The 18,557-nt window shown below is 67.5% G+C and carries 17 protein-coding genes; 11 read left to right on the top strand and 6 right to left on the bottom strand.

Annotation, left to right across the window (positions count from 1 at the left end; translation table 11 throughout):
• Positions 1–4: 4 nt before the first annotated feature.
• Positions 5–1,030 carry a hypothetical protein gene (locus ACFWUU_RS07710; RefSeq protein WP_380173604.1) on the bottom strand — a complete coding sequence of 342 codons (1,026 nt, stop codon included), beginning with the start codon at positions 1,028–1,030 and terminating at the stop codon, positions 5–7.
• A 411-nt stretch (positions 1,031–1,441) separates the two neighbouring features.
• On the opposite strand from ACFWUU_RS07710, the gene ACFWUU_RS07705 reads away from it, so the two are divergent.
• Positions 1,442–2,257, top strand: a complete 816-nt coding sequence (locus ACFWUU_RS07705) for a hypothetical protein (RefSeq protein WP_380173602.1) — start codon at positions 1,442–1,444, stop codon at positions 2,255–2,257.
• A gap of 645 nt (positions 2,258–2,902) precedes the next feature.
• On the opposite strand, the gene ACFWUU_RS07700 is transcribed toward ACFWUU_RS07705, so the two are convergent.
• From ACFWUU_RS07700 to ACFWUU_RS07685, 4 genes are all read right to left on the bottom strand, one after another.
• The gene (locus tag ACFWUU_RS07700) at positions 2,903–3,070 is read right to left on the bottom strand and encodes a hypothetical protein (RefSeq protein ID WP_170989601.1); all 168 of its coding nucleotides are present in this window, start codon (positions 3,068–3,070) and stop codon (positions 2,903–2,905) included.
• Positions 3,071–3,830: 760 nt separating this feature from the next.
• The gene (locus ACFWUU_RS07695) at positions 3,831–3,962 is read right to left on the bottom strand and encodes a hypothetical protein (RefSeq protein ID WP_380173601.1); all 132 of its coding nucleotides are present in this window, start codon (positions 3,960–3,962) and stop codon (positions 3,831–3,833) included.
• Positions 3,963–4,194: 232 nt separating this feature from the next.
• Positions 4,195–4,518 carry a hypothetical protein gene (locus ACFWUU_RS07690; protein ID WP_380173599.1) on the bottom strand — a complete coding sequence of 108 codons (324 nt, stop codon included), beginning with the start codon at positions 4,516–4,518 and terminating at the stop codon, positions 4,195–4,197.
• A 194-nt stretch (positions 4,519–4,712) separates the two neighbouring features.
• Positions 4,713–5,684 (bottom strand): NmrA/HSCARG family protein, encoded by a 972-nt coding sequence (locus ACFWUU_RS07685; protein WP_380173597.1) that lies wholly within the window; start codon positions 5,682–5,684, stop codon positions 4,713–4,715.
• Between the two features lie 97 nt (positions 5,685–5,781).
• Here ACFWUU_RS07685 and ACFWUU_RS07680 point away from each other — a divergent pair, with 97 nt between their 5' ends.
• The 7 genes from ACFWUU_RS07680 (at position 5,782) to ACFWUU_RS07650 (ending at position 14,476) form a co-directional block, all read left to right on the top strand.
• Positions 5,782–6,267 (top strand): MarR family winged helix-turn-helix transcriptional regulator, encoded by a 486-nt coding sequence (locus tag ACFWUU_RS07680; RefSeq protein ID WP_137253100.1) that lies wholly within the window; start codon positions 5,782–5,784, stop codon positions 6,265–6,267.
• 91 nt (positions 6,268–6,358) lie between these two features.
• Complete coding sequence (locus tag ACFWUU_RS07675) at positions 6,359–6,652, top strand: hypothetical protein (RefSeq protein WP_380173595.1); 294 nt, start codon at positions 6,359–6,361, stop codon at positions 6,650–6,652.
• A complete protein-coding gene (locus ACFWUU_RS07670; RefSeq protein ID WP_380173593.1) occupies positions 6,649–7,557 on the top strand; it encodes an FAD:protein FMN transferase in 909 nt (302 codons plus the stop codon). The genes ACFWUU_RS07675 and ACFWUU_RS07670 overlap by 4 nt, the downstream gene beginning before the upstream one ends.
• Positions 7,557–8,108, top strand: a complete 552-nt coding sequence (locus tag ACFWUU_RS07665; RefSeq protein WP_380173591.1) for a hypothetical protein — start codon at positions 7,557–7,559, stop codon at positions 8,106–8,108. The genes ACFWUU_RS07670 and ACFWUU_RS07665 overlap by 1 nt, the downstream gene beginning before the upstream one ends.
• Positions 8,105–9,304, top strand: a complete 1,200-nt coding sequence (locus ACFWUU_RS07660) for an NADH-ubiquinone oxidoreductase-F iron-sulfur binding region domain-containing protein (RefSeq protein ID WP_380173590.1) — start codon at positions 8,105–8,107, stop codon at positions 9,302–9,304. Before ACFWUU_RS07665 ends, ACFWUU_RS07660 begins: the two co-directional genes overlap by 4 nt.
• A complete protein-coding gene (locus tag ACFWUU_RS07655) occupies positions 9,301–9,498 on the top strand; it encodes a ferredoxin (RefSeq protein ID WP_130444735.1) in 198 nt (65 codons plus the stop codon). The genes ACFWUU_RS07660 and ACFWUU_RS07655 overlap by 4 nt, the downstream gene beginning before the upstream one ends.
• 115 nt (positions 9,499–9,613) lie before the next feature.
• On the top strand, positions 9,614–14,476 hold the full coding sequence (locus ACFWUU_RS07650) for an NAD-glutamate dehydrogenase (RefSeq protein ID WP_380173588.1): 4,863 nt from the start codon (positions 9,614–9,616) through the stop codon (positions 14,474–14,476).
• Positions 14,477–14,479: 3 nt separating this feature from the next.
• Here ACFWUU_RS07650 and ACFWUU_RS07645 read toward each other — a convergent pair whose 3' ends face one another.
• Positions 14,480–15,217: a GntR family transcriptional regulator gene (locus tag ACFWUU_RS07645; protein ID WP_137253106.1), complete on the bottom strand. Its 738-nt coding sequence runs from the start codon at positions 15,215–15,217 to the stop codon at positions 14,480–14,482.
• 127 nt (positions 15,218–15,344) lie between these two features.
• Between ACFWUU_RS07645 and ACFWUU_RS07640 the strand changes: the two genes are divergently transcribed.
• From ACFWUU_RS07640 to iolC, 3 genes are read left to right on the top strand one after another with little or no spacing between them, the layout of a single operon-like run.
• Positions 15,345–16,343: a Gfo/Idh/MocA family oxidoreductase gene (locus ACFWUU_RS07640; protein ID WP_380173586.1), complete on the top strand. Its 999-nt coding sequence runs from the start codon at positions 15,345–15,347 to the stop codon at positions 16,341–16,343.
• Between the two features lie 17 nt (positions 16,344–16,360).
• Complete coding sequence (locus ACFWUU_RS07635) at positions 16,361–17,242, top strand: sugar phosphate isomerase/epimerase family protein (RefSeq protein WP_380173584.1); 882 nt, start codon at positions 16,361–16,363, stop codon at positions 17,240–17,242.
• Positions 17,242–18,183: a 5-dehydro-2-deoxygluconokinase gene (gene iolC, locus ACFWUU_RS07630; protein ID WP_137253109.1), complete on the top strand. Its 942-nt coding sequence runs from the start codon at positions 17,242–17,244 to the stop codon at positions 18,181–18,183. Before ACFWUU_RS07635 ends, iolC begins: the two co-directional genes overlap by 1 nt.
• Positions 18,184–18,557: the final 374 nt, after the last annotated feature.

Raw genomic sequence — 18,557 nt, 5'->3', positions numbered from 1 at the left:
AATATCAGCGATCCAACTGGTGACGTCCCCAGTCCACTTGTCCTTCGTGGTCGGGGGTGTTCGTGACCTGAACCAGACCGGTTCCGTTTGCTCGCACGGTGAAGATGTCATCCTGCCCGAGGGAGGGCAGGTACATGCTGAATGCGATGTGCTTGCCGTTCGGCGACCATACGGGTTCGAACGCGTCGTACCAACTCTCGCCGGTACGGAGAGGGATCTTGTGCAGACCATCGCCATTCGGGTGCACGACAAACAGCGCGTGCTTATCCGGTGCTGGTGCGTCGAACAGGATCCATCGCCCGTCAGGCGACCAGCTGGCGGTACAGCAGCCGCCCTGACCCCAGCGGGTAATTTGCCGACTCCTGGATCCGTTGGTGTCCACAACGAACAGGGCCTTGTTGTGTCCTTCGGCGAGGTTCGGGTTCTCGCGCACAAACACGATCTGCGAACCGTCCGGTGAGTAGTCACCTGGGTCGTCGATCCCGCCGTACGGGTTCTTGGCCAGGCGCACCAGACCGCCACCGTCCGAGCTGCGAACCGTGTAGACACCGCTGCGAGATGGATCGTTGTCGTCCCAGCCGCTGCAGGCCAGTCGCTTCCCATTCGGTGACCAAGGAAAGCAGCCGAGGTTCAATCCGGCAACTGGAATAGGCAGGACGTGGTAACCACTGCCGTCCGGGTTCACGATCGCAGTTCCGATCCGGCCATCCGGAGTGGGCCAGCCGGCCGGCCCAGCCAGGGCAAGCCTGCTGCCATCCGGTGACCAATCGGCGCAACAGCCCCCGACACCCAGCGGATGTTGCCCGGCCCCGTCCGGATTGCTCGTAATGATGGCTTCGCCATCGGCACTCACACGATCGAAAACGATCTGACCGTTGTGGCTGTACACGTGCGCCTTAGCAGGCGGCGCGGATGCGCGTGCTTCAGCGGCACGCGTACTGCTCATCATCCCCATGGCGAGCACGAGCACGAGCATTGCTCTCCCCATGCGTCCGGTGGCCTGCACCCCAAAGATCTGCATCGCCCCCACGACCCCTCAATTCCCTGCCAATCAGTGTGCCGACCCCTCGATGCCGTGTACAGGCCGTGCGAACCCGAAGCCTGAGCAGGAGTTTCGACACGACTGCGGAGCGAACCTTCCTGGTCAGACGCAACGATCTGCGCTGATCTGTAGGCCGGGCCGCCGTCGTGCACCAGGTGCCAGCTCTACCCACGCTCGTAGTCAGGACCTACGGTGGGTCCGATTGGGGGAGGGGCCATGAGGAGATGGCTTGTAGCTGTATTGGCGCTGGTCGTGGCAGCGTGCCTTCTGTCTGCTCCGACCGCGGCATCGGCCGGCGGTGGACGGTCTGGCAACGGGCAGTGGATCGCTTACCAGTCGAGCCGATCGGGCCAAGAAGGTGTGTGGCTCATTCGCCCGGACGGGACCCACAACCACGAAGTGGCAACCGACGCTCCCGGCGAGCGCTTGCTGCCGGATTGGTCGCCGGACGGCCGCTACCTCGCCTTCATCTCACGCTCGGAGAACGGCGACCTGATCTATGAGTACGACACGATCAAACACACGTCGCGGCAACTGTTTGACTGCAACAGTCCCTGCGTGGGGTACGACGAGCCCGCCTATTCCCCGGATGGGCGGCACATGGCGTTCATCCGCTACCTGGGCCCGTTCAGCGACGAGGGACTCCCGGCGGACTGCAGCTTGTGGATCGGCGATCGCCGCACCGGCGCGGTACGCCAGATCACCAGCAACCGCGGCACCGAGTGCGACCGCGAGTACAACCCGACGTGGTCACCGGACGGCAAGCACCTGGCGTACTGGCGTGATCCGTACGTCGATGGCCGCCCGACAGGTACCGCGGTATTCACGATCCGAGCCGACGGTACGGGCGAGCATCGACTCACCAATCCGGCGATGTTCGCGGGCTCGCCGTCCTGGTCACCCGACGGACAGTGGATCGTGTTTTCGACGTACCCACTGGCGGAGTTTCAGTGCTGTCAGATCTCCAACCTCTACCGCATCCGCCCCAATGGCACTCGGATGCAGAAGCTCACCAACCTCCGGACCGACCAACTGCGGGCAACCCAGCCGCGCTACGCCCCAGATGGAAAGGACCTCGTGGTCACCGCTGTGACGCCAACGACGCGCAGCCTCTGGATCCTGCCCGCCGCGGGCGGACAACCGCGCACCGTCGCACCAGGCGGACCGTTCCCCGACTTCTACACGCACGGCACCTGGCAACCGAAGCATCGCTAGGTGCTGGCGCAGTCATCCACTACCGCTGCGCCAGATCCTCGATAGCCCGAAGGGCCCGGAATACCGCACACCTCGAATATGCACCGGTTGCCAACCCATCGGCTCTGCCCGCTGCGCGACGCCCATGGGGCGCGTACCCCTGGCTTGCCGACATCGAAGCCGGAACGCCGGACGATGTCGCACAGAGGAGTCATCCCCGCTCAGGAGCCGTGATGGCTGGGCGTGACACGGTTCGTCACGCGAATTGGAATCATCTGCTGGCTGTCAGAGGCTTCCAGAGAAGCGCGTCAGCAATTGCCCTGACGGCCGGATACGACGACAACGCGATCAGTGGCCTGATCACCGCAATGTCCCTCAGTTCGACCCCGTTCGAAACTTACGCGACTCGGCACGGGCGCGGCGTACTCTACAGCGCACAAAGCTCGGGTCGTCGCCATGAGCGGCGATATCAGCGACACCCGCTGAGTCGACGGAAACAGAGAAATCAGAAAGGATCAACATGCGAATCCTACGATTGTTCGCAGTATTCGCCGTAACCGCCATATCAGTTCTCGGGGTGAGCACGGCAAGCGTCGGCATTGCCTCCGCCGACATCGCCTCGGCAACCGGGTTTCCGCCCGGGACCGGGGACGGGGCCTGGCGTGCTTACGGCAACACCAACCCGATCACCTCGAGTAGCAGCACATGGAAGTGCACCAAGTCCATCGGCGCGGGGTGGAAGATCAACGCGCAGCTCTGCGCGGTCAGGTCGGCGTTCAGCCCCGGTGCCCAGACTGCAGTGATCGTGCGCAACAACTCTGGGGACCTCGTCACCGCAGTAGCGTACGCGGAGCTCTGGGACCAGCCCCACGGGGACATCATAGGGTCGTGGGGCTGCGGCAAATCGGGAGTGGCCGCGAATTCATGGTCGGTGTGCTTCGGACATACTGTTCCTTACGCCTACCCGGTATACGCGGCGAGCGGATATGTCACCGCCCTGGGCGGCACGAGCTACTTCACCGAGTCCACCCCAACTGTGTGAGCATGTGCTCTACATCTTTCTGCCGATGGTCGGGTGATGTGGGGGCTAGGGAGCGCAGGTGACACGCTCCACCTCCGGACCAGACAACCCTTGAATGGAGGTCCCCTTATGACGCCCGTCATGGTGGTGTCGCAACCTGGCATTTCGCGCTGAGCCTGTCGACGTGACTCAGGGAGACGAGTTGTATTGGTCGAACTCTTCCCGTTCGAGCGCTGGGGCGAGTAAGTCAACCGGTTGAGAATTGATGCGGGATCAGGCGGTATCCCAGTGTTCGATCTCGGCCGCACGTAAGCAGCGTCTCACTAGCTCATAGACGGCAGCTTCGCGCGGCGTCGGTCCCTGCGGCACCGGCTCCACCTCCCGATCCACTGCACTCCCGCGGTGTTGGCAGGCTATTGCCACCAGCTTCCAGCTCTTCCCTGTGTTGAAGTGCCGGGGGGGGGGAACCTCCCCATCGCGGCCATGCCTCGCCTCCCACCTACTGGGCCGCGCAACTGGGTGCGTCCCCGGGGGCACGCGTGTCGACAGTACTTCGCGCCGGCCAGACTGGCATCAGCACAACGCACGTCTCCCGGGCATCGCGCGGTACGTCGTGTCGGCCCGGCTTCGGACACGCCGAAGCTGGACCGCGAACTGCGCCACCGGGCCATCAACCGGGCCGAGCTGCTGCTCCCTGCGGGGCATCCGTTACTCCTTGGCCAGGAGTGGCGGCGGTCGGCGACGAGCGCCGTACCTGCCTTGATGGCAGCCTCGATCGCGAGGGAGACGAACACGCCTTCACCGAGGGTCTGGCTGATTTTCAGGGCCGGCTAGAGCGAAACCGCGGTTCGACCAGGCTGCTCGGGGGGTGATCCTGGACGGGGCTCTCGAGGTGGCTCGATGCGTCGGCTGCGGCCGGAGTTCCGCGTGTCTGATTTCAGAGGGGTCGGAGGTCGGTGCCTGGGATCCAGGTGATGTGGCCGTTCTTGTCGCGGACTCGGCCTAGCCATTCGCCGTTGTTGCGGATCGAGACGTCGAGTTCGCCGGTGGACCAGGTGGGGTGTTGGACCTCTTGGCACGGATGGACGTGACGGATCGCGTCGGGAGGGCGCGGGCCGTGGGCGTCGTACCGGATGTCGAGGTCGGAGGCCAATTCGCGGGCCTTCGGCTCGTTGGCGATGCGTGTTGCGCGCCAGCCGTTTACCGCGCTGTCCCAGACGCCGAACGTCTTGTATCCGTCGTCGGACGGGCGCACTGTCAACCGACCGAGCATGGCGTCGGAGTGCATGGTCTTCGGACGTATGTACTTGTCGGTCAGGTGTGCCCTGCTCCGTCACTGCTCCGTGAGGTGCTGCGAAATGGCGGTCAATGACGCGAGTTGATGAGTGTGGATCGGTCGGATGTGCGGCGGCCTGGGGGGCACTCCTCAGGCCGCCGCGGTGGAGTGCGGGTTCGTTAGTTTTGGGAGGCTTTGAGCTCTTCGCGGTGCTTGTCGAGCCAGTCGGCGAAGGACTCCAGTTCGGGGTTCAGTTCGCGGACCTTGGCGACGTCGCGGTCGCCGGTGAAGCGGGTGTGGTCTTCCGCGTAGAACTGGAACATGTTGCTCATCTCGACGGCCATCGGGAACGGGTATTCGCGGAACTCTTCCCAGCTGGGGGCGTGGTAGAGGACTTCTTCGCCGAGGGCTTCGGAGAGGGCGGCGGCGTACTGGTCGCCGGTGAGGTGGTCGCCGGCGATGCTGATGGTTTCGCCGATCAGGTCGGGGTGCTTGAGGATGGCGAAGGCGGTGCGGCCGATGTCTTCGGAGGCGACGCCGGACAGCGGGCGGTCGGCCATCGGGATCGTGATGGTCAGCTTGCCGTCGGCGTTGCGCGCCGGCGGGAGGCCGGCGATGAACGCGTCGAAGTAGAACGTGGTCCGCAGGAACGTCGTCGGTACGCCGTACTTCGTGAAGATCTCGTCGGCCTCGCCCTTCGCGTCGAAGTGCGGGACCTTGTAGCGGCCGTCGTCCAGGCTCGGTACGTCGTCGCGCCCGGCGAAGAACGTCCTGGTGTCCTCGAGCGTCGACCAGACCACGTGCTGTACGCCGGCGTCGCGGGCGGCCCGCGCGGCGATCTCGGCCTGGTCGAGCTCCATCTCTGCGCGGGTGCGGGCGGCCTCTTCCTCCGGGGTCCGCTCGACCCAGTAGTTCGTCACCACGAAAGCGCCGTACACGCCGTCGAACGCGGCCCGCACGCTCGCCTCGTCGTCGAGGTCGGCCGCGACCACCTCGGCGCCCGCCGCAGCGAGCTCCTGGGCCTTCGCGGACGACGGGTTCCGCGTCAACGCGCGGACGGCGTACTCGCCGGACGTGTCGGCCAGGATCGCGCGGACGAGACCGCCGCCCTGGTTCCCGGTGGCGCCGACGACAGCGATCAGCTTGGTCATATCCAGTCACTCCTCGATGAGTTAGGTTGATGTGTCAACTCGACCGATCGTAGCTCGTTTGGTTGATGTGTCAACCCGACCGGGTAGGATGGGTTTCGTGAGCAAGGAACCGTGGCTCGACGACGACGAGCAGAAGGCGTGGCGCAGCTATCTGCTGATGACCCGGACGCTGGAGACGCACCTGGAACGGCACCTCCAGCGGGACTTCGGCCTGTCCAAGTCGGACTTCGAGATCCTGGTCAACCTGTCCGAGTCGGAGTCCGGCCGGATGCGCGCGTTCGAGCTGAGCCGGTCGACCCAGTGGGAGAAGAGCCGGCTGTCGCACCACCTGACCCGGATGGAGAAGCGCGGCCTGATCCGCAAGGAGGCCTGCGAGTCGCGGTACCCGGAGATCGCCATCACCGAGGAGGGGATGGCCGCGATCAAGGCGTGCGCGCCGGCCCATGCGGCCCGGGTCCGGGAGTTCTTCGTCGACGTGTTCGGCCCCGATCGGATGTCGGTGCTCGGCGAGGTGTCGGACGAGGTCGTCGCGACGATCGGCAAGCACTGCGACACCGACTGCCCGCTGGAGGACCGCTCCTGAGAGGTGCTCTCAGAGAGCTTTCAGCAAGACTTGACGGTGGCTTGATCTTCTCTTGGAGTGCGGCTGAGGGGCTTCGGCCGAGGCTGATGCCATGGTCACCACAGGCAAACCCCAGTCCATCCGCCGGCGCTGGTTGCACCGGGCGTCCGCAGCCGCGATAGCCACCGCCGTCCTCGGCGTCGGCGCGACCGGGATCTCGGTCGCGGTCGCGTCGTCGAAGAGTAACGACAGCACCGGTACGACGGCCACCTCGAGCAACTCCGACGACAACAGCGGCTCCAGTTCGAGCAGCAGCTCCGACGACAACAGCGGTTCCAGCTCGAGCAGCGGGCTCGGCTCGTCCAGCTCCGGCTCGACGTCGCAAGGTGGGAGCAACGGGTCATGACCGCCTCCCGGACCTGGACCGCGTGGAGTTGCACGGTCCGGCTGACCGTCGACGACCCCGCCGTACTCGGTGCCGCCTGCGGTGAGCTCAAGACGCTGATGGACCGAGTCGACAAGGCCGCCAGCCGCTTCCGTCCGGACTCCGAGCTGTCGGCCGTTAACACTCGCGCTGGTGCACTGGTACCGGTGTCCCGCCTGCTCGTCGATCTCGTCGACGTCAGCTTGATCGCGGCCCAGATGAGCGGCGGCGCGGTCGACCCGACCGTTGGTCAGGCAGTCGTCGCGGCCGGGTACGACGCCGACATCGAGGCGGTGCGGCGCCGCTTTCCGCAGGCACCCGACGACCCGAAGCCGGTCGCGGGCTGGCAGGAGGTCCGCCTCAACCGCAAGCTCGCCCTGCTCGGCGTACCGACGGACAGCGCGCTCGACCTGGGCGCGACCGCGAAGGCCTGGACCGCCGACCGTGCAGCGAACGTCGTCAGCAAGCGCTACGGCTGCGCCGTCCTGGTCGAGATCGGCGGCGACCTCAGGGCCGCCGGTACGCCGGCCAAGCCGTGGGTAATAACTGTCGCCGAACGCGCCGGCGAGGAGGGCGTCCTCGTCACGCTCGCCCATGGCGGTCTGACCACGTCAACCCGCACGGTACGGCGTTGGCAGACCCCTACCGGCTACGCGCACCACGTCATCGACCCGCGTACCGGATTGCCCGCGGACGGCCGGTACCGGACCGCATCGGTCTGGGCTCCGACCGCAGTACGCGCGAACACCTTCAGTACTGCGCTTGTTGCCACCGGGGACGCCGCGCTCGGTCGACTGAAACTGGCCGGTCACCCGGCCCGGCTGATCGCCGACGACGGTGAGGTCACCGAGTTGTCGGGCTGGCCGTCAGCAAGCAGGGCTGCCTGATGACCCTGTGGTACCTGGCCCGCGCGGCCGGCGTGGTCACGATGGTGATGTTCACGCTGTCGGCCGTCCTCGGCATGGTCATGCCGAACGTCCGGCGACCGGAGCGCCGGTTCTGGCTGCAGTACGTGCACCGCTCGGCTGCAGTGACCGGACTGGTCCTGCTGACGACCCATGTGGTCGCAGTCATCGCCGACAGCTACGTGGCCATCAGTCCGACCGTTCTGGTGTGGCCGTTCGCCTCCGGCTATCGACCGTTCGCCATGGTGGTCGGCGTACTGGCCCTCTACAGCTTGGTACTGGCGTCCCTCGTCGGAGCGTCCCGTGGTCGGTTGGCGGCGTCCGCGACGTTCACGAAGTACTGGCGCAAGCTCCACATCGCGGCATCGGTCGGCTGGCTGCTGGCCGTCGGGCACTCGCTGCTCGCCGGCACAGACCGCAGTACGCCGTGGATGCTCGCGATCACCATCAGCTGCCTTGCTGCCGTCGCCACTGCAGGCGTGTACCGCCTCAACGCCGCCCCGAAGCTCACCCGTGCCTGGAGGACCCAATGATCACCCTCGACGACACCCGGGTCATCGGTGAGGCCAGAGTCCTCGCCGGACTAGGCCAGGGCCGTCTGGACCTGCAGCGTCATCTGCTGACTCACGGCAGCGTGCCCGTGCTCACCCGCGACCAGTACACGAAGCTGTGTGAAGCAGTGGGACTCAGAGGGCGTGGTGGAGCGGCGTTCCCGGTCGCGCTGAAGCTGCAGGACCTCCCGGCTCGCGGAGTGGAAGCTGTCGTGGTCAACGGGTCGGAGAGCGAGCCGGTCAGCCGCAAGGACCGCCTGCTCCTCACTCAGTCACCGCATCTCGTCCTGGACGGCGCGGTCGGTCTGGCGCACGCACTGGGCGCGCCGCACGTGCTGATCGCCGTACATGACACACAAGCTGCCACCTCGGTCCGTGAAGCTCTGATGGAGCGCGACGACCGGCTCGCGATCGAAGTACAGGAGACTCCGGGGCGGTTCGTCGCGGGGGAGGCCCGTGCGGTGTTGAGCGTGCTCGAGGGTGGTACGGCGGTGCCGCCTGGCCGGAGAGTGTTGCCGACGCGCAAGGGGTACCACCGGCGCCCGACGTTCCTGTCGAACGTCGAGACGTTCGCCCAGCTCGCCGTACTGGCGCGGCTCGGGTCACGCGGGTTCAGCAGCACCGGCCTGATCAGTGAGCCCGGCACGCAGCTGCTGACGATCGACGGCGCCGTCCAGCGGCCCGGAGTGATCGAGACACCGACCGGTATCCCACTCGACACAGTCCTGCAGTACGCCGGTGCGCAAGCCGGACCCGTACTACTCGGCGGCTACCACGGTCGCTGGCTCCAGCACACCGAGGTCGTGACGTTGCAGCGGCCGGAGGTGTCCGCCGGAATCATCCTGGCTCTCGGATCCGACACCTGCCCGCTCGGTGAGATCACCCGTGTCACCCAGTGGCTGTCCAGTCAGTCGGCCGGCCAGTGCGGGCCTTGTGTGTTCGGCCTCGCCGCTCTGGTCGACGACTTCGCCAGACTGACCGTCGGCGATCCGCAGGGATGGCATGACGCCCACCGGCACCTCGGTCTGGTTCCGGGGCGCGGGGCGTGTGCGCACCCGGACGGGACTGCGAGATTCCTCACGTCCGCGCTCGAGGTGTTCGACGACGACGTACAGCATCACCTCTCCGGACAGGGGTGCGGCCGGCCGGTTCTGGGAGTCCTGGGAGGTACCCGATGAACAAGCTCGAGATCGACTGGACCAGGTGCGACGGGCACGGCCTCTGCGCAGGTCTGGTGCCCGACGACATCCTGCTCGACGAGTGGGGATTCCCGGTGCTGCGCGGCCGCGAAATCACCGCCGGTGAACTGTCGGATGCACGCCGCGCAGTCCTCGCATGTCCGGCTCTGGCCCTCCGCCTCAACAATCGATGACAGGCCCGTCCCGACACCACACCAGTGACAAAGGTGGACTAATCTCTGAGTGACCGCACAACGTCGTGCGGTCCGGCGAGAACGACGCCGAAGTCACGTGTGGAGACGGTGGGGAATGCAGAGCAAGCTGGACGTCCAGAAGGCAGACGTGCTCGCCAAGGCGGTGGCCGCGGGCACCCATGGGCACGACAAACTCGTCGACCCGGGCAAGCTGAGGACGTTCCTGGATCAGTACTACCGGCACGTCGCCGCCGAGGACGTCGCCGAGCGCCAGCCGAACGACTGCCTGGGCGCCGCGCGGCACCACTACAAGTCCGCGATGAGCCGCCCGCAGGGTACGGCGAAGGTGCACGTCTTCACCCCGACCGTCGACGAGCACGGCTGGTCCGCGAGCGGCCGGACCGTGGTCGAGATCGTCATCGACGACATGCCGTTCCTGGTCGACAGCGCCTCGATGGCGATCACCGAGCACAACCTCGAGCTCCAGCTGCTGATCCACCCGCAGTTCGTCGTACGCCGTGATGTCGCCGGCACGCTGCAGGAGGTCCTGGACGACAGCGCCGCCGCGGACGGGCACGACCTGGTCCGCGAGAGCTGGATGCACCTGGAGATCGAGCGGATCGCTGACGTCGCTGAGCACCGCGCCCTCGAGCAGGCGCTGCAGAAGGTGCTGAACGACGTCCGCGAGGCGGTCGAGGACTGGCCGAAGATGCACGAGAAGGCGGTCAGCATCGCCGCCGGGCTGACGGCCGACGACCTACCGGTCCCTGAGAGCGAGGTGGAGGAGGCCCGCGAGCTGCTGGAGTGGCTGGCCGACGAGCACTTCACGTTTCTCGGCTACCGCGAGTACGACTTCACCATGGAGGGCCAGCAGGGCATCCTGCGCGGCCGGCCCGGGACAGGGCTGGGCATCCTCCGGCCGGACCCGAAGCCAGGCTCCGGCAAGCTGCCGCCCGAGGTGAGCGCCAAGGCGCAGGAGCGGAAGCTCCTGATCCTGACCAAGGCCAACTCGCGCTCCACCGTGCACCGCTCGACCTACCTCGACTACGTGGGCATCAAGCAGTTCGACGAGAACGGCGAGCCGGTCCGGGAGTGCCGGTTCATCGGTCTGCTCTCCTCGACGGCGTACACCGAGAGCGTCATGCAGGTGCCGGTGCTGCGGCGCAAGGCGCTGGAGCTGTTCCGCCTGACCGGCTTCGACCCGAACAGCCACAGCGGCAAGGGCCTGCTCGACGTACTGGAGACCTACCCGCGCGACGAGCTGCTACAGGCCCCGGTGGAGGACCTGCTGCCGATCGTCCAGTCGGTGCTGCACCTGCAGGAGCGGCGCGCGGTCAAGCTGTTCGTACGGCGTGACGTCTACAACCGGTACCTGTCCTGCCTGGTGTACCTGCCGCGTGACCGCTACACCACTGCGGTCCGGCTGAAGATGCAGCAGATCCTGAAGGACGCCATCGGCGCGGAGACCGTCACGTACGCCGCCTACGTCACCGAGTCGGTGCTGGCCCGCGTGCACTTCGTCGTCCGGATGAAGCAGGGCGAGACGGTCGGGGAGTACGACCCGGACCTGCTCGAGCAGCAGGTGATCGACGCGACCCGTGCGTGGGCCGACGACTTCACCGCGGCGCTGCACGCGCAGGGCGGCGACGGCGCGGTCACCAAGCTGTCCCGCCGGTACGCGCAGGCGTTCCCGGAGGCGTACAAGGAGGACTTCGACGCGCGCGTCGCGGTCAACGACGTACACGTCCTGGAGAGCCTGCCGGCCGAGGACGGTCTGGCCATGTCGCTCTACAGCCCGATCGAGGAGGAGTGGGAAGGCGAGCGCCGCTTCAAGGTCTTCCGGCGGGGTACGGCGCTGTCGCTGTCGCAGGTGCTGCCCCATCTGAGCGCGATGGGCGTCGAGGTGATCGACGAGCGGCCGTACGAGATCCGCTGCGACGACGGCACGATGGCCTACATCTACGACTTCGGCCTGAAGGCGCCCGAGGACACCCAGGAGCGCGAGGAACTGCGCAAGCTGTTCTCGGACACGTTCCAGGCCGTCTGGGAGGGCCGGGCCGAGTCCGACAAGCTGAACGCGCTGGTACTGCGTGGCAACCTCAGCTGGCGGCAGGTGTCGATCCTGCGCGCGTACCAGCGCTACATCCGCCAGGGCGGTACGCCGTTCAGCCAGGACTACATCCAGAACACGTTCCTGAACCACGTGGACGTCGCGGGCCTGCTGGTGCAGCTGTTCGAGACCAGCTTCGACCCGGCCCGCGGCCCGGCCGACGACCCGGACCGGGCCATGCGGGTGGACCAGCTGGAGAAGGAGATCCTGGCCACGCTGGACACCGTGCAGAGCCTGGACGAGGACCGGATCCTGCGGTCGTACCTGACCGTGATGAAGGCGACGCTGCGGACCAACTACTTCCAGCCGGGTCCCGACGGGCAACCGCGGTCGTACCTGTCGCTGAAGCTGGAGCCGAAGGCGATCCCGGACCTGCCGCAGCCGCGGCCGGCGTACGAGATCTTCGTGTACTCGCCGCAGGTCGAAGGTGTGCACCTGCGGTTCGGCGCGGTCGCCCGCGGCGGTCTGCGCTGGTCCGACCGGCGCGAGGACTTCCGCACCGAGGTGCTCGGCCTGGTCAAGGCGCAGATGGTGAAGAACTCGGTGATCGTGCCGGTCGGCGCGAAGGGCGGGTTCTACGCCAAGCAGCTGCCGGACCCGTCCGTCGACCGGGACGCCTGGCTGGCCGAGGGCATCGCGTCGTACAAGACCTTCATCTCCGGACTGCTGGACATCACCGACAACATCGTTGCCGGTGACATCGTTCCCCCGAAGGACGTGGTCCGGTACGACGGTGACGACGCCTACCTGGTCGTTGCCGCCGACAAGGGAACTGCGACGTTCTCGGACATCGCGAACGGGGTCGCGAAGGAGTACGGGTTCTGGCTGGGCGACGCGTTCGCGTCCGGCGGCTCGGTCGGGTACGACCACAAGGCGATGGGTATCACCGCCCGCGGCGCGTGGGAGTCGGTCAAGCGGCACTTCCGCGAGATGGGTGTGGACTGCCAGACCGAGGACTTCACCGTCGTCGGCGTCGGCGACATGTCCGGTGACGTGTTCGGCAACGGGATGCTGCTGTCCGAACACATCCGGCTGGTCGCCGCGTTCGACCACCGGCACATCTTCCTCGACCCGGCGCCCGACGCGGCGTCGTCATTCGCCGAGCGGCGGCGGCTGTTCGAGCTGCCGCGGTCGTCGTGGGCGGACTACAACGCCTCGCTGATCTCGGCCGGCGGCGGGGTGTTCCCGCGGACCGACAAGGCGATCCCGATCTCGGCCGAGGTGCGCGACGTACTCGGTATCGAGGGCAGCTCGACCACGCTGACGCCGGCCGAGCTGATGAACGCGATCCTGAAGGCGCCGGTCGACCTGTTCTGGAACGGCGGTATCGGGACGTACGTGAAGTCGTCGGCCGAGTCGAACGCCGACGTCGGCGACAAGGCCAACGACGCGATCCGGATCAACGGCGCCGACCTGCGCGCTCGCGCGGTCGGTGAGGGCGGCAACCTCGGCTTCACCCAGCTCGGCCGGATCGAGTACGCCGCGGCCGGCGGCCGGATCAACACCGACTTCATCGACAACGTGGCCGGTGTGGACACCTCCGACCACGAGGTCAACATCAAGATCCTGCTGGACAAGGTGGTTGCCGACGGCGACCTGACCGAGAAGCAGCGCAACGACATCATCGCGTCGATGACCGACGAGGTCGGCGCGCTGGTGCTGAAGAGCAACTACCGGCAGAACATCGCGCTCGCCAACGCCGGCGCCCAGGCCGTGGCGCTCATGCACGTCCACCAGGACTGGGTACGGCGCTTGGAGCGTCAAGGCCTGCTCGACCGCGAGCTGGAGTTCCTGCCCAGCGTGACCGAGTTCAAGCGGCGCAAGGCCGAGGGGCGCGGGCTGACGTCGCCGGAGCTGTCGGTGCTGATCGCGTACACCAAGATCGTGATGGAAGCCGAGCTGCTCAGGACCACGCTGCCGGACGACCCGTTCCTCAAGCACAAGCTCGCCAGCTACTTCCCGAAGGCGATCCAGGAGCGGTTCGGCGATCAGATCCAGAGCCACCAGCTGCGGCGCGAGATCATCACCACGCAGGTCGTCAACGAGTTCGTGAACACGTCGGGCATCACGGCGTACCACCGGCTCTCGCTGGAGACCGGCGGCACGGTCGAGGACGTCGTACGGGCGAATCTCGCGGCCAGCAGGATCTTCTCGCAGCCCGAGCTGCTGTCGCGGAACGCCGAGCTGGACAACATCGTCGACGCCGAGACCCAGACCCACATGCGGCTGGAGACCCGGACGCTGGTCGAGCGCGCGACGCGCTGGCTGGTCAGCAACCGGCGGCCTCCGGTCGACATCGAGGAGCTGATCGAGTTCTTCGGTCCGGGGATCGCGAAGCTGACCGCGGCATTGCCCGACGTACTGCGGGGTCGCGAGCTGGCCCTGTTCGAGCAGCGCCGGGAAAGCCTTGTGCAGAAGGGCGTTGCGGACGATTTCGCGACCCGGATCGCGGTGCTGCCCCCGGCGTACGCCGGACTCGGCGTCGTCGAGACCGCGTCCCGTGACGACATCGACATCCTCGAGGTCGCCAAGGTCCACTTCGCGCTGGGCGAGCGGCTGCAACTGGGCCGCTTCCTGGAGCGGATCATCGGCCTGCCGCGTACCGACCGCTGGCAGACGATGGCCCGCGCCGCCCTCCGCGACGACCTGCACGCCGTCCACTCGCGCCTCACCCGCCAAGTGCTGGCCACCACGGACGCCTCGGCCGACCCCGAGGACCGGGTCATCACCTGGCAGGACCAGAACGCGGTCGCCCTGTCTCGCGCCTCCTCGATGCTCGAGGAGATCGTCGAGACCGACGGCCCGGAACTCGCCCAACTCTCGGTCGGCCTCCGGCTGGTCCGGACGTTGATCGCCAACCAGGGATAGGGGTCAGCGTTCGGAGACGACCACGTCGACCGAGTAGTGGTCGGCGCGGTAGCAGTGGGTGGCGTATTCGACGGGGGAGCCGTCGGCGGCGTACGCGGAGCGGGTCATGGTGACCAGAGGCTCGGCCTTGGACATGTGCAGGGTGCGGCGTTCGTCGGCGGTCGCGTTGCGGGCACCGATGCGCTGGCGCGCGACCGTCGGGCGGATGCCGCGGGCGCGGAGGACGGCGTACAGGCCTTCGTGGGTGAGTTGTTCGAGGGTGAGGTCGTTGAGGGCCGGAGGCAACCAGTTGCGCATGATCGCCAGCGGTACGTCGTCGGCGTAGCGGAGCCGGACGATCGAGACCAGCGGCGTGCCGGCGGGCAGCTCGAGGATCGTGGCGGCGCGATCGTCCTGCGCCTCGCAGTCGAGTGACAGGACCTCGGTGCGCGGCGCGCGGCCCTCGCGTTCGAGGTCGTCGTACAGGCTGGTCAGCTCGGCCTTGCGGTGCACCATCTGGCTCGCGACGGTGGTGCCGATGCCGCGGCGGCGGACCAGCAGGCCCTGGTTGACCAGCTCTGCGATCGCCCGGCGCACGGTCGGCCGGGACAGGCCGAGCCGGTCCGACATCGCGATCTCGTTCTCGAACGGGTCGCCCGGGCGGAGCGAGCCGTCGGTGATCGCGGACGTCAGTTGCTCGGCCAGCTGGTGGTAGAGCGGCACCGGACTGGCCCGATCGATACTGACCGGGAGAGCAATCATGGCCGGGATGTTACATGAGGAAGGTATGTATGTCTTGATGTGAAAATGTGTTTACAAAGGCTTGACTCCGGTGGCACCTGCCGGAAAGCTGACGGGGGCGTGCTGGGCGAGCAGAGAGGTGACCGGGATGCGGATCGGGTTGGTCGGGGTCGGGCGGATCGGGGCGTTCCACGCCGCGACGCTCAAGGATCTGCCGGCGGTGGATCAGGTGGTCGTCGCCGACGCGGATCCCGGCCGGGCGGAGCTGGTCGCGAAGGATCTCGGTCTCGAGTTCGCGCCTGATGTCGACGCGTTGCTTGCGAGCCGTCCGGACGGCTTCGTGATCGCGGCCGCGACGGCGGCGCACGCGGAGCTGATCGCGGCCGGGGTGGCGGCCGGCATCCCGACGTTCTGCGAGAAGCCGGTGGCGCTCGACCTGGCCGAGACCAAGCGCGTGCTGGAGCTGGTCGAGGGGTCCGGCGTACCGGTGCACATCGGCTTCCAGCGCCGGTTCGACCACGGGTACCAGACGGTCGCGGCGCAGGTCCGGTCCGGCGAGCTCGGGTTCGTCCATCACATCCGGGCGAACACGAACGACGCGTTCCCGCCGCCGGCCGAGTACATCCGGACCAGCGGCGGCTTCTTCCGCGACTGCACCGTGCACGACTTCGACATCATCCGGTTCGTCACCGGGCGTGAGGTGGTCAGCGCGTTCGCGACCGGCGCGAACCGCGGTGAGTCCTTCTTCGGTGAGTACGGCGACGTGGACGCGGCGGCTGCGCTGCTGACGCTGGACGACGGCACGTTCGTCGCGGTCAGCGGCACGCGGTACAACGCGGCCGGGCACGACGTACGGATGGAGGTGCTCGGCAGCCTCGGATCGGTCGCGGTCGGGCTCGACGAGCACACGGCGCTGCGCTCGGCCGAGGAGGGCGTGACGTTCCCGGGCGGTCAGCCGCATGCGACGTTCATGGATCGCTTCCGCCCGGCTTATGTTGCCGAGCTTTCGGCCTTTACCGAGGTCGTGGCGGGTCGGCGGGACGTGCCGTGCACGGTGCGGGACGCGTACCAGGCTTTCCGTACGGCGGACGCTTGTGAACTGTCCCGCCGGGAGAATCGCGTTGTGACGATGGACGAGATCGGATGACTGGAGGAGAGCGGCCGATGACTGACTTGGTGCACCGGATCGCAGGGGCGCCGATCTCGTGGGGTGTGTGCGAGGTCCCCGGGTGGGGCTGGCAGTACGACCCGCAGACGGTGCTGGCCGAGATGCGCGAGGTCGGCCTGGCGGCGACCGAGTTCGGTCCGGACGGGTTCCTGCCGGACGATCCGGCCGAGAAGGCGAAAACCCTGGCAGATGTGGGGCTTCGAGCGGTCGGCGGGTTCGTGCCGGTCGTGCTGCACGATCCGTCGTACGACCCGTCGCTCGATGTGGCGACGGCGCTCGAGGGATTTGTCGCCGCCGGTGCGACGACGCTGGTGCTTGCTGCCGCGACCGGGCAGGACGGGTACGACGATCGCCCGGTGCTCGACGAGGCCGGCTGGAGCACGCTGCTCGGAAACCTGGACAAGCTGGCCATGCTCGCGGCGGCGAGTGGGGTGCTCGCCACGATCCACCCGCACGTCGGGACCATGGTCGAGAACGCTGCTGATGTCGACCGTGTCCTGAGCGGGTCGTCGATCGGGCTCACGCTCGACACCGGTCACCTGCTGATCGGCGGGGTCGACCCGGTCGCGCTCGTGGTCAAGCACACCCGTCGGGTCCGGCACACGCATCTGAAGGACGTCGACGCCTCGTGGGCGCGGCGGGTGCAGGCGGGCGAGGTCAGCTACACGGACGCCGTACGGCAGGGGATGTACCGGCCGTTGGGTGCCGGGGACATCGATATCGCGACGATCGTGGGGACGCTGGAGCAGGCTGGGTACGACGGTTGGTACGTGCTCGAGCAGGACACGATCCTCCCGGACCGGCCGACCGGCGACGGGCCGGTGGTCGACGTACGGACGAGCGTCGCGCATTTGCGTGAGATTGCGGGTCGGGTCTGATGGTGGACGACGTACTGACGATCGGGCGGATCGGGGTCGACCTGTATCCGTTGCAGGCCGGGACGCATCTCGAGGACGTGGAGTCGTTCGGGAAGTTCCTCGGCGGGAGCGCGACGAACGTGGCGGTCGCGGCGGCGCGGCACGGGCGGAAGTCGGCGGTGATCAGCCGGACCGGGAACGATCCGTTCGGCACGTTCATCCACCGGACGCTGGGTGAGCTCGGGGTGGACGACCGGTTCGTTTCGCCGGTGGACGGGCTGCCGACGCCGATCACGTTCTGCGAGATCTTCCCGCCGGACAACTTCCCGCTGTACTTCTACCGGTTCCCGAAGGCGCCGGACCTGGTGATCAATCCTGCTGAGCTCGACCTGGATGCGATCCGGGAGGCGCGGATCTACTGGTCGACGGTGACCGGGCTGTCCGCGGAGCCGTCGCGGTCGGCGCACTTCGCGGCCTGGGAGGCGCGCGGACGGCGGCCGATCACGGTGCTGGATCTCGACTACCGGCCGATGTTCTGGGCGGATCCTGATGAGGCGCATGAGCAGGTGTCTCGGGCGCTCGAGCACTGCACTGTTGCTGTGGGCAACCGTGAGGAGTGTGAGGTCGCGGTCGGGGAGACCGATCCGGACAAGGCGGCGCAGGCGTTGCTGGATCGGGGGTTGGATCTGGCCGTCGTGAAGCAGGGGCCGCGGGGGACGCTGGCGCGGACCCGCGACGAGCGCGTCGAGGTCCCGCCGTACCCGGTCGAGGTGGTCAACGGGCTTGGTGCCGGTGATGGATTCGGTGGGGCGCTCTGCCACGGGTTGCTTTCTGGATGGCCGCTCGAGAAGGTCATCCGCTTCGCGAACATCGCCGGCGCCATCGTCGCGTCCCGCCTCGAATGCTCCACCGCCATGCCCACCACCGAAGAAGTCCTCTCCAAGCTGGGTGATCCTTCATGACCAGACGCGACCAGGACGACTACGACGAAACCGCCCGAGCCATCCCCATCCAACGCCCCACCCCCGACGAAGAAACCATCCACGACCCAGGCCCCAACGACCCCACAATCACCCACCACCACCCCCCAACCAACTCCCCGTTCGCGCCGCAGCCGGGTGCGAACGACCCGACAGTTGTCGCGCAGCGCCCGGGCGCTGGGTCGAATGATCCGACGGTTGCCGCCGATCGCCTCGGGCCTACCAACCCCGCGCAGGGTGGGGCTCCGGCCTGGCAGGACGAGGCGACGGTCATCGCCCAGCAGCCAGGCAACCCAGGTACGCCAGCCTTCGACACCTCGGGCGCTCCCGGCACCGGTACGCCGGGCACCGGCAAC

This window comes from Kribbella sp. NPDC058693, from assembly GCF_042715335.1.
Lineage (GTDB): Bacteria > Actinomycetota > Actinomycetes > Propionibacteriales > Kribbellaceae > Kribbella > Kribbella jiaozuonensis.
This window is presented reverse-complemented; position numbering and strand designations above follow the sequence as displayed.